Origin of the sequence: Oceanotoga teriensis, assembly GCF_003148465.1 — a bacterium.
Taxonomy (GTDB): domain Bacteria; phylum Thermotogota; class Thermotogae; order Petrotogales; family Petrotogaceae; genus Oceanotoga; species Oceanotoga teriensis.
Genome location: NZ_QGGI01000001.1, coordinates 79339 through 90514 on the forward strand (window position 1 = coordinate 79339; position 11176 = coordinate 90514).

At 26.5% G+C, this 11176-nt stretch carries 9 protein-coding genes; 8 read left to right on the top strand and 1 reads right to left on the bottom strand.

What is annotated here, in order from left to right; translation table 11 throughout:
• Positions 1-93: 93 nt before the first annotated feature.
• From ruvC to C7380_RS00430, 8 genes are all read left to right on the top strand, one after another.
• Entirely contained in the window at positions 94-579 is a 486-nt protein-coding gene (gene ruvC / locus C7380_RS00395; RefSeq protein ID WP_109603500.1) for a crossover junction endodeoxyribonuclease RuvC, read from the top strand.
• Positions 569-4759 (top strand): PolC-type DNA polymerase III, encoded by a 4191-nt coding sequence (locus C7380_RS00400; protein ID WP_240597453.1) that lies wholly within the window; start codon positions 569-571, stop codon positions 4757-4759. Before ruvC ends, C7380_RS00400 begins: the two co-directional genes overlap by 11 nt.
• Positions 4759-5817, top strand: a complete 1059-nt coding sequence (locus C7380_RS00405; protein ID WP_109603502.1) for a hypothetical protein — start codon at positions 4759-4761, stop codon at positions 5815-5817. Before C7380_RS00400 ends, C7380_RS00405 begins: the two co-directional genes overlap by 1 nt.
• 156 nt (positions 5818-5973) lie before the next feature.
• On the top strand, positions 5974-6579 hold the full coding sequence (gene epsC / locus C7380_RS00410) for a serine O-acetyltransferase EpsC (protein ID WP_240597455.1): 606 nt from the start codon (positions 5974-5976) through the stop codon (positions 6577-6579).
• A 13-nt stretch (positions 6580-6592) separates the two neighbouring features.
• Positions 6593-7483 (top strand): cysteine synthase A, encoded by an 891-nt coding sequence (cysK, locus tag C7380_RS00415; RefSeq protein ID WP_109603503.1) that lies wholly within the window; start codon positions 6593-6595, stop codon positions 7481-7483.
• A 114-nt stretch (positions 7484-7597) separates the two neighbouring features.
• Positions 7598-8830, top strand: coding sequence for an ATP-dependent Clp protease ATP-binding subunit ClpX (clpX, locus tag C7380_RS00420; protein WP_109603504.1), 1233 nt, complete (start codon positions 7598-7600; stop codon positions 8828-8830).
• Between the two features lie 9 nt (positions 8831-8839).
• A complete protein-coding gene (gene tsaD, locus C7380_RS00425) occupies positions 8840-9829 on the top strand; it encodes a tRNA (adenosine(37)-N6)-threonylcarbamoyltransferase complex transferase subunit TsaD (protein WP_109603505.1) in 990 nt (329 codons plus the stop codon).
• A 1-nt stretch (position 9830) separates the two neighbouring features.
• Positions 9831-10751 carry a tRNA dihydrouridine synthase gene (locus C7380_RS00430; RefSeq protein WP_109603506.1) on the top strand — a complete coding sequence of 307 codons (921 nt, stop codon included), beginning with the start codon at positions 9831-9833 and terminating at the stop codon, positions 10749-10751.
• A gap of 33 nt (positions 10752-10784) precedes the next feature.
• Here C7380_RS00430 and C7380_RS00435 read toward each other — a convergent pair whose 3' ends face one another.
• Positions 10785-11141: a flagellar protein FlaG gene (locus C7380_RS00435; protein ID WP_109603507.1), complete on the bottom strand. Its 357-nt coding sequence runs from the start codon at positions 11139-11141 to the stop codon at positions 10785-10787.
• Between the last annotated feature and the right edge of the window lie 35 nt (positions 11142-11176).

Sequence of the window (11176 nt, forward strand, 5' to 3'; positions counted from 1 at the left end):
TTTTTTTCAAGTTACTTATGATAAAATTAATTTTGATACTGTATAATAAATTTAGACTTTATTATAAATGTTTTTACAAGAGGTGTATTTTTTATGCGAATTTTAGGAATTGATCCTGGTTATGGAAGAATTGGTTATGGATTATTAGATAAAACAGGAAATAAATTTAAAACTGTTAACTATGGAGTTATTTATACTGATAAAGAATTAGATTTGCCTTCAAGGCTTCATCAGATTCAAAATTCCATTTATGAATTAGTAGATAAATATGAACCTGATGAATCTTCAGTTGAAGAATTATTCTTTTTTAGAAATGTTACAACCGCTATTCAAGTTGGAGAAGCAAGAGGTGTAATATTAGTTTCTTTAGTTGAGAAGAACATACCAATTTATGAATACACTCCATTTCAGATAAAACAAGCTGTAACGGGTTATGGAAGAGCTGAAAAAGGTCAAATACAAAGAACTTTAAAATTACTTTTAAATTTAAAAAAGACTCCTACTCCAGATGACGCTGCTGATGCTTTAGCTGCAGCTTTTTGTCATGGGAATTTTAGAGGTGTTAATTTTGCAAAATAATATAAATAAATTTTTTATAGATAATATAGGTTTTATTCCTTTTGATATAAAAGGAGAAATCAAAAAAGTTAATAATGGTATAGAAGATATTTATGAAATATATATAGAAAATAATAAAAATGAAGCTTTTGAAATATATTTAAAAAAATATTTAACACGTATGCTAAAATCAGAAGTAAAGATTACTCCCGTGGGTAATAATTCTGTTGAATATTTTATAGAAAATTGGCAAAAATTGATAATTGGTAATAATCTATATGAATATTTGATGCTACTACTTCCTATATTTGATGGAGAAAAAATAATTTTTAAAACATTTTCAAAATATGTTGTGACAAGATTAAAAAGAGAAAAATCAACCTTAAATTCTTTTATCGCAAGATACATAGGTAATAATATAAATTATGAATTTGAACTTGATGATAAATTAAAACCAGATTCCAAACCTATGGATTATTACTTTAATGAACCATCAAATTATTATAATAATACAGTCAATAAAATCTCTAATAAAAAAAATGATATCATAATAATTGGAAATAATTTTAAAAAAATTCATACAGATATAAGTAGCATTCAATCAACAGAGGGAAGAATTGCGGTAATAAAGGGGAAAGTTTTTTATAAAGAATTTAATGATAAAAATAATATAGTTTCTTTATATGTTACTGATAATAATGATTCTATAGTAGTAAAACATTTTGCTTCTTTAGGAGCAGAAATAAATTCAAAAGTAAATATTGGAGATATGTTATTGATCGAAGGAAGTATATTCTATGATACTTTTATAAAAGATTTTTGTGTAAAACCTTTTAATCTTGTTAAAATTCAAGAAGAGTTCAAAACTTCTGAAGATAATAATGAAAGTAAAAGAGTAGAATTACATTCTCATTCTAAGCTTTCTCAAATGGATGGGATAATAGAAGTTAAAGATTTAGTGAAAAAAGCAAAAAAATTTGGTCATAAGGCTATAGCAATAACTGATCATGGTGCTATACAAAGTATACCTCAATTTTATGATGCAGCTTCTTCAATGGAAATTAAAGCAATTTATGGATTAGAAGCTAATGTCGTAGATGATTTTATAAATATTATAAATATAAACACTGAAGATCAATTAATAGATAAATGTGAATATGTTGTTTTTGATTTTGAAACAACTGGACTTCAACCAGCGGTAAATGAAATAATTGAAATAGGAGCTGTGAAAGTAAAAAATGGTGAAGTTATTGAAAAATTTCATTCATTAATAAAACCAGAAAAATCTCTTCCACCAATAATAACTAAAATAACTGGAATAGATGAAGATATGTTAAAAGATAAAAATAGTATAAAAGAAGAATTACCAAAATTCTTGAAATTCATAGGTAATTCCATTTTGGTAGCTCATAATGCTGATTTTGATTATAGATTTTTAAGAGAATGGGTTGGAAAAGTTCAAAACAAAAAATATAAGAATACTTATATAGATACTTTATCACTTTCGAAATCTTTGATGAATCTTAGTGGTTATTCTCTCGATAAAGTTGTAAAAGGTCTTAATCTGGGTAATTTTAATCATCATAGGGCTGATGAAGATGCTCATATAACAGCTTTAGTATTTTTAAAATTAATAGAAATGGCTATGTCAAGAGGAGTTAAATATTTATCTGACTTCGATAAACTAAGAAAATTTATAGATTATAAAAGTTTAAGACCTATGCATATGACTGTTTTGGTAAAAAATAGAACAGGTCTTAAAAATCTTTATAAACTTGTCTCAAATTCACACGTAAAATATTTTTATAGAATTCCAAGAATATTAAAAAGTGAATTATCTAATCTAAGAGATGGATTATTGATAGGATCAGGTTGTGAAAATGGTGAACTTTGTCAGGCTTTTATTCGTGGTGCAACAAAAGATGAATTATTAGAAACTGCAAAATTTTTTGATTATATTGAAATAATGCCAATAGATTCTCTTGAAATCAGAGAAGAATTCTCTGATGAAAGAGCCATTGAAATGTATAAAATGATATATGAAGTCGCAAGAGAACTCGATATTCCAGCAGTAATGACTGGTAATGTTCATTATCTTGAAAAACATGAAAGAAAGTTTAGAACTGCTTTAAAAGTCGCAGATAAAAAGAGATATTATAAATCTAATAGATATTTTAGAACAACAGATGAAATGCTCGATGCAACTTTTAAAATATTTAATAATAAATCAATATGCGAAGAATTAGTTATAAAAAATAGCAATCTAATAGCAGATTCTATAGAAGAAATTCAACCTTTAAAGAAAAAATTAAATCCTCCTAATATTGAAAATGCTGAAAACCAAGTTAGAGAATTGACTATGAATAAAGCTTATGAAATGTATGGCGAGAAATTGCCTGAAATAGTTATGAAAAGACTTGAAAGAGAATTAAACTCCATAATCAAACATGGTTATTCTGTTTTATATTTAATGGCTCAAAAAATAGTAAAAAAATCTAATGATGATGGTTATCTTGTTGGTTCAAGAGGTTCTGTTGGAAGTTCTCTTGTAGCAACTATGATGGGTATAACAGAAGTTAATCCTTTACCGCCTCATTATTATTGTCCAAAATGTAAAAAAAGCATCTTTTTTACAGATGGAAAATATGGTTCTGGATATGATTTGCCAGATAAAAAATGTGAAGATTGTAATATTATGATGAAAAAAAATGGACAGGACATTCCTTTTGAAACTTTTATGGGATTTGAAGGAGATAAAATCCCTGATATAGATTTGAATTTTTCTGGAGAATATCAAGCAAGAGCACATAAATACGTTGAAGAAATGTTTGGAACGGGGCATGTTTTTAAAGCAGGAACTATATCAACAGTAGCTGAAAGAACTGCTTTTGAATATGCAAGAAAATATTCAGAAAAATACTCCGAAGTAACTGGAAAAACTCTTAGAAACTGTGAAATGCAAAGAATAGCTAATGCGATAACAGGTGTAAAAAGAACTACAGGTCAACATCCTGGTGGTTTGATGATAGTTCCAAAAGAATTTGAAATTTTTGATTTTACACCTATACAGTTTCCAGCTAATGATACAAAATCAGATGTTAAAACTACACATTTTGATTATCATGTAATACATGATGATCTCGTAAAACTTGATGCATTAGGACATGATGATCCAACATTTATAAGAATGTTGACTGATCTGACAGGAATATCTCCATTTGATATTCCCATGGATGATAAAAAAACTATGAGTATATTCTCATCAACTCAAACCTTAAATATAGATTTAAAAAACGAATTAAATACGACTGTTGGTTCTCTTGGAATCCCTGAATTTGGAACAAATTTTGTTCGAAGAATGCTTGAAGATACTAGGCCAAAAACATTCGCTGAACTCGTTAGAATCTCAGGGTTATCACATGGTACTGATGTTTGGTCAGGAAATGCAAAAAATTATATAGATGATGGAATTGCAACTCTAAATGATGTAATAGCTTGTAGAGACGATATAATGAATTATTTAATATTAAAAGGTGCAGATCCAAAGAAATCTTTCTTCATAATGGAAAAAGTTAGAAAAGGAAAAGGTTTAACCCCTGAAGATGAAGAACTTATGAAAAATGTAAAAGTACCTGAATGGTTTTTAAATTCTTGTAAAAAAATTAAATATTTGTTTCCTAAAGCACATGCTGCTGCTTATGTTTCCATGGCTTTTAGAATTGCTTGGTTTAAAGTACACAAACCTTTAGCATTTTATGCAACTTATTTTAGTGTAAAAGGCGATGAATTTAATCTTGAAGTAATAATAAAAGGAAAGGATTCTATAAAAAGAAGATTAATGGAACTTAGAAGTATGGAATTAGATGTAAAGAAAAAAAATGAAAGAACTGTTTTAGAAATAGCTTTAGAAATGCTGTTAAGAGGATTTTCATTTAAAAACGTTGATCTTTATAGATCAGATTCTAAAAAATTTTTAATAGATGGTAAAAGCTTAATAATTCCTTTTATAAAAATTCCTAATTTAGGTGAAAAAGCTGCTAAAAGCGTAATTGTAGCAAGAAATAAAGGTGAATTTCAATCTATAGAAGAATTAATTTCAAGAACTGGTGTAAATAAATCTAATATAGAAACTTTAAAAGACATGAAAATATTAGATGGATTACCAGATAAAAATCAAATGTCTTTATTCGGTGGTATATAATGGAAGGTTTTATAAGTTTAAAACAATTAAAAAAATTAACTGAATTTGTGGACTCTTTTTGTGGTACAACTGAACCTTCTCATAGAAAAGTTACTTTTTTTTATGATAAAGGTTTAAAAGTTTATGCCAGTGATGGATGTGCAAAAATGTTGATGAACTTTTCAAGAGATTTTTTACCTTTTGATGGGGTATCAATAATTCCAATAAGATATTTAAAAGGTTTATTAAGGGGAAGCAAAAATCAAAAAAATTCAATAGTAAAATTAAGTATATTAGAAGACAAATTAGAGATAGAATATGATGATATGACATTATCTGCACAAATTCAAAAAGAAGAAGAAATTCCTTATATTTTAAAAGAATTTACTCCTTTAAAAACTTTGAATATAAAAGATTTTTATAACACACTTGATTATGTATCTGTTTCCGCTAATGAAGATGATTTTATAGAAATATATACTGATAAAAATTTGTTGAATTTTAGATATCAGAATCAATTTTACATTTTACAATCTTCGATAAAAGATTTTAATCAAGAAATAAACATAAAAATTCCTTTTACAAGTGCAAGGCATATAGTAAAATCATTAAAAAAATTAAATAAAAATAATAATATTGCAATTGGTTATAAAAATGAAACTTTATTGATATATGCCCCAGGATTGATAATGAATATATGTTCTAAAGAAAATGATTTTTTAAAAATAAACTTTTCAAAATCTATTTTAGAAAAATTGCAAATAGATCCAACACACTTAAAAAAAGCTCTTGATAAATTTTATATATCTTTTTCAAAAAATAATATATCCTATTTAATTTTTAAACAAGATCATAGTTTTTTATATAAAAAAGAAAATGATTCAAATATATCTTGGAAACTACCTTATTCAACTATAAATCAATATTTAATTAAAATTCATATAAGAAAATTAAGATCCTATTTATCAAGAATGAAAGGTAAAATAACTTTGTTTTTTTATGAGGATAGAATAATGATAAAAGATAAAAATGACTTTATAGCTATAATGTTTATTGAAGAAATTAAATTGGTTATTTAATGATAAATTACTTTTGAAAAAAAGTTTAAAATTTCTTAATCTAAAATAGTTGAAATGAAAAATTTATAGTATATAATAAAAACAGGTTGCAATTAGCAACTTGTTTTTATTATATAATTCCGACTTTTTTTATACTAATTCCAAGGGGGAATTAAATTGTTTAATTTTATAAAAGATTTCTTTAAAATATTTCAAAATGCCAATAAAGATCTTTCAATGTATTTAAAAAAAGATCCAACAGCAAGTTCAAAAGCAAAAGTTTTTTTTACTTCAACAGCATTTCATGGCCTATTAAATTATAGATTTTCACATTTTTTCTATAAATATAAATTATATTTTATATCTTATTTAATCCATATTTTTGGAAAAATTCTTTATTCAATGGAAATTCATCCAGCAGCTGAATTAGAGGCTGGAATAGTAATAGATCATGGTTTTGGAATAGTAATTGGTGAAACTGCTAAAGTTGGTGAAGGAACTTTAATATATCATGGAGTAACTCTTGGTTCTAAAAAAGTTGTAAAAGGTAAAAGACATCCAGAAATAGGAAAAGATGTTATGTTGGGATCTGGAGCAAAAATTTTAGGACCTATTTTTGTAGGAAATGGTTCAATAATAGGTTCTAACTCTGTTGTATTGATGGATATTCCTCCAAAATCTCTAGCTGTTGGAATTCCTGCAAAAATCAAAAAAATTAATTGTACTTCAAATTCTGTAATGTATTTAAATGATAAAATTTCAAATGCCGACTTCATAATATAAGGAGGAATTAAATATGATATATACAGCTATAGGAAATACCCCTATAATTACTTTATCTAATATTGTAAAAAAAGGCCAAATTTTTATAAAACTTGAAAAAAATAATCCTGCTGGAAGTGTTAAAGATAGACCAGCATTTTTTATGATTCAAGATGCTGAGAAAAATGGTTTTTTAGGTCCTCATCAAAAAATAATTGTAGAGCCAACAAGCGGTAATACTGGAATTGCATTGGCTTCTATTGGAATAAGTAAAGGATATGAAGTTATTTTAACTATGCCTGAAAGTATGAGTCTTGAAAGAAGAAAAGTTTTGGAATTACTTGGAGCGAAATTAGTATTAACTCCTGCTGAAAAAGGTATGAAAGGATCAATTGAAAAAGCTTTAGAAATTAAAAATGAATTAAATGCTTTTATGCCGAATCAATTTGAAAATCCAGCAAATCCAAAAGCACATGAAATTACAACTGGTCCTGAAATACTAAAACAAATGGATTTCAATTTAGATGGCTTTGTTGCAGGTGTTGGAACTGGCGGAACTATTTCAGGAATCGGTAAAGTACTCAGAAATTTCTTTGGAGAATGCATAAATATAAGTGCTGTTGAACCTTATGAATCAGCTGTATTATCAGGCGGAAATCCTGGAAAACATAAAATACAAGGTATTGGTGCTGGTTTTATTCCTAAAAATTTAAATTTAGAGATTTTAGATGAAATAATAAAAATAGAAAGTGATGAAGCCTTAGAATATCAAAAAAGATTAGCAAAAGAAGAAGGTTTATTTGTCGGTATTTCATCTGGTGCTAATGTAGCTGCAGCTATAAAATTATTGAAAAAACTCGGAGATAATAGAAGAATATTAACAATAGCTTGTGATTCTGGTGAAAGATATATGAGTTTATTATAAAATTATTATAAAAAGGGCTTTATATAGCCCTTTTTTTGTAATTAAAATGTTATATTGATTTTTATATAAAATGATAAAATATAAGATGCGATTATTTTAATAGGAGGAATTTTTATGAAAGAAAAATATTGCTCTTTTTGTGGAAAATCTCAAGAAGAAGTAAATGCATTAATAGCTGGTCCAAATGGAATATATATATGTGATGAATGTATAGATCTTTTTGGTGATCTAATAGAAGATAATTTAAATAAAGAGACAAAAAAAGATATTAAAAACTTAAATGATATTCCAACACCAAAACTAATAAAATCAGAACTTGACAAATATATAGTCGGTCAAGATAAAGCTAAAAAAATAATTTCTGTTGCTGTTTATAATCATTATAAAAGAATTGCTACGGGAAAAAGCTTTGAAGACATTGAAATAGATAAATCAAATGTTTTAATGGTTGGCCCTACTGGAACTGGAAAAACTTTAATAGCTCAAACCTTAGCAAGAATTTTAGATGTTCCTTTTGCAATTGCTGATGCAACTCCATTAACAGAAGCAGGATATGTTGGAGATGATGTTGAAAATATTATTTTAAGACTCTTACAATCGGCTAACTTCGATGTTGAAAAAGCTCAAAAAGGAATAATATATATAGATGAAATCGATAAAATAACAAGAAAATCACCAAATCCTTCAATAACAAGAGATGTTTCAGGTGAAGGAGTTCAACAAGCCTTGTTAAAGATAGTAGAAGGTACTGTTGCTAATATTCCCCCTCAAGGTGGTAGAAAACATCCTTATCAAGAGTTCATAAAAGTTGATACTTCAAATATATTATTTATAGCAGGTGGAGCTTTTGATGGTCTTGTAGATATTATTAAAAAAAGAACACAATCATCAACAATGGGTTTTGGTGCAGATATAAAATCAAAGAAAGCCTTAAGAGATGGTGAATTTTTATCTATGGCAACACCTGATGATTTAGTTCATTTTGGATTGATTCCAGAATTTGTAGGAAGATTTCCTGTTTTGAGTACTTTAGGTGATTTAAATGAAAATGATTTAGTTAGAATAATTAAAGAACCAAAAAATGCCATTTTAAAACAATATACAAAAATGTTGGATTTAGATGATATAGAAATAGAATTTACAGATGATGCATTAATAGAAATCGCAAAAACAGCTTTAAAAAGAGGCACTGGTGCAAGAGCCTTAAAAAGTGTTTTTGAAGAAGTTATGATTGATATAATGTATGATGCACCAGATATAAAAGATGAAATTGATAAAATAATAATAGATGAAAATGTTGTAAAGAATGAAAAACAAGCTATATTAATAAAGAAAAAATCTGCTTGAGGTGATCATATGGAACCTATAATATTAGGAATTGAAACATCCTGCGATGAAACATCTGTAGCTTTATTAAAAGGAAAACACGAAATATTATCTGATATAATCATCTCTCAAATAGATATACATAAAATTTTTGGTGGTGTAGTACCAGAAGTAGCTTCAAGAAAACATATAGATTTTTTATATAAAATAACAAAAGAAGTATTTCAAAAAGCAAATATTAAATATGATGATATAGATGCAATTGCAGTTACTTATGGTCCTGGATTAGTAGGCTCTTTACTTATGGGTTTAAATTTTGCTAAATCTTTAAGTTTTTCTTTAAATAAACCTTTAATAGGAGTTAATCATTTAATGGGTCATATTTATGCAAATTTTTTAGCTTTTAAAGACTTAAAACCACCTTTTATTGTTTTATTAGTTTCTGGTGGCCATACAATGATAATACATGCAAAAGATTATATGGATTTTGAAATAATTGGGAAAACTAGAGATGATGCTGCTGGAGAAGCTTTTGATAAAGTTTCTAAAATGATGAATACAGGTTATCCAGGTGGACCCGTAATAGATAGACTGGCAAAAATGGGTAAAAATATATATAAATTTCCTAAACCATTATATAATAATGGTTATGATTTTTCTTTTTCTGGATTAAAAACTTCTGTATTATATTTTTTAAAAGAACATAGTCAAGCAAATATCGAAGATATTGCTTGTTCATTTCAAGAATCTCTAATAGATACCCTTGTACATAAAGTTGTTAAATATTCAAATGATTCTGGAGTTAAAAAAGTAGTTATAGCCGGTGGTGTTGCAGCTAATTCTTTATTGAGATCTAAATTTGATGGAATAAAAAATATAAATATTTATTATCCAAATCTGAAATATTGTACAGATAATGCCGCTATGATAGCAAGAGCAGGATATGAAAAATTTATAAGAAATCAATTTTCAGATTTAAATTTAGATGCTATACCTAATTTAGGACTTAAGGAGTTATAAAATGGATTTAATTAACAAAAAAGGGCTTGCACCAATGGCAGATTATAGTGATTATATATTCAGAAAAATCTGTGTAGATCATGGAGCTGAATTTACAATCACAGAAATGATATCCTCAGATGCTATAATAAAAAATATAAAACCAACTTTCAAACTTTTACCACATGAAGATGAAAAAAATATTGGAATCCAATTATTTGGAAATTCTCCATCTGTAATGTCAGATGCTGCTAAAATAGTTGAAAATTACGGTGATTGGATAGATATAAATGCCGGCTGTCCAGTAAAAAAAGTTGTTAAAAGAGGTGCTGGTTCAGCATTATTAAAAGATTTAGATAATTTATCAAATATAATATTCTCTATAAAAAAGAAGGTTAGCATTCCAGTAGGAGTAAAAGTAAGAATCGGTTATGATAGTTTTATTTTAGATGAAATACAAAAAAAAGTAGAAGATGCTGGTGCGGATTATTTAATAATACACGGAAGAACAAGAGAAGAATTTTATAAAGGAATTGCAAGAAGAGATTTTTTCCCAAATATAAAAGAAAAATCTAAAATACTTATAGGCGGTTCTGGAGATATATTTGAAAAAGAAGATATAGATTATTATTTAAATGAAATTAAAACTGATTTTATAATAATCGCAAGAGGTGCAATAGGAAACCCTTGGATTTTTGAAAATAAAATTCCAAATATCCATGAAAAATTTGAATTATGTTTAAAACATTTAGATTCTTTGATATTAGATTCAAAAAATGAAAAAAATGGTGTAGACAGATTTAAAAAATTTTTAGTTGGATATACTAAAGGTATAAAAGGTTCAAAAGAATTAAGAAGTAATCTATCAAAACTTTCTTCTTTTAAAGAAGTCAAATCACATTTAAATGATATTTTAACAATAAATGAATTACACAACTTGTAGAATAAAAAGCGAATTTAATAATTCGCTTTTTATTTATGCTTGCTCATCAAAAAGAATTCCTTCTAAATCATTTAATGCTTTGGCAAGTTTTATAGAAGTTTCAGGTGGTATCTGTCTTATAACTTCTTTAGTATCCTTATCAACAATCTTTACAACAACCATATCAACATCATCATTAACTTCAAATTTTGCTTCAGAATTAAAAATTTTCTGAATTTTATCGAGCTTTTTTTGAAGTATATTTGTGATATCTTTTAAAGATGAATTGTTTTCAGAATTTTTTTCTTGATTTTTGGTATATTTTCCAATTTCATCTTTTTGAATGGGTGTTTTGTTAATTTTATTATCATATTTCTGATAATTATTCATAGAAACATCCCTGATTTCCATATTAACCCCTCCTTGGATTATTTAAAAATAAGATC

Coding starts and splice junctions, on each gene's coding strand:
- ruvC (WP_109603500.1), top strand. CDS start 94: ATGCGAATTTTAGGAATTGATCCTGGTTATGGAAGAATTGGTTATGGA.
- C7380_RS00405 (WP_109603502.1), top strand. CDS start 4,759: ATGGAAGGTTTTATAAGTTTAAAACAATTAAAAAAATTAACTGAATTT.
- cysK (WP_109603503.1), top strand. CDS start 6,593: ATGATATATACAGCTATAGGAAATACCCCTATAATTACTTTATCTAAT.
- clpX (WP_109603504.1), top strand. CDS start 7,598: ATGAAAGAAAAATATTGCTCTTTTTGTGGAAAATCTCAAGAAGAAGTA.
- tsaD (WP_109603505.1), top strand. CDS start 8,840: ATGGAACCTATAATATTAGGAATTGAAACATCCTGCGATGAAACATCT.
- C7380_RS00430 (WP_109603506.1), top strand. CDS start 9,831: ATGGATTTAATTAACAAAAAAGGGCTTGCACCAATGGCAGATTATAGT.
- C7380_RS00435 (WP_109603507.1), bottom strand. CDS start 11,141: ATGGAAATCAGGGATGTTTCTATGAATAATTATCAGAAATATGATAAT.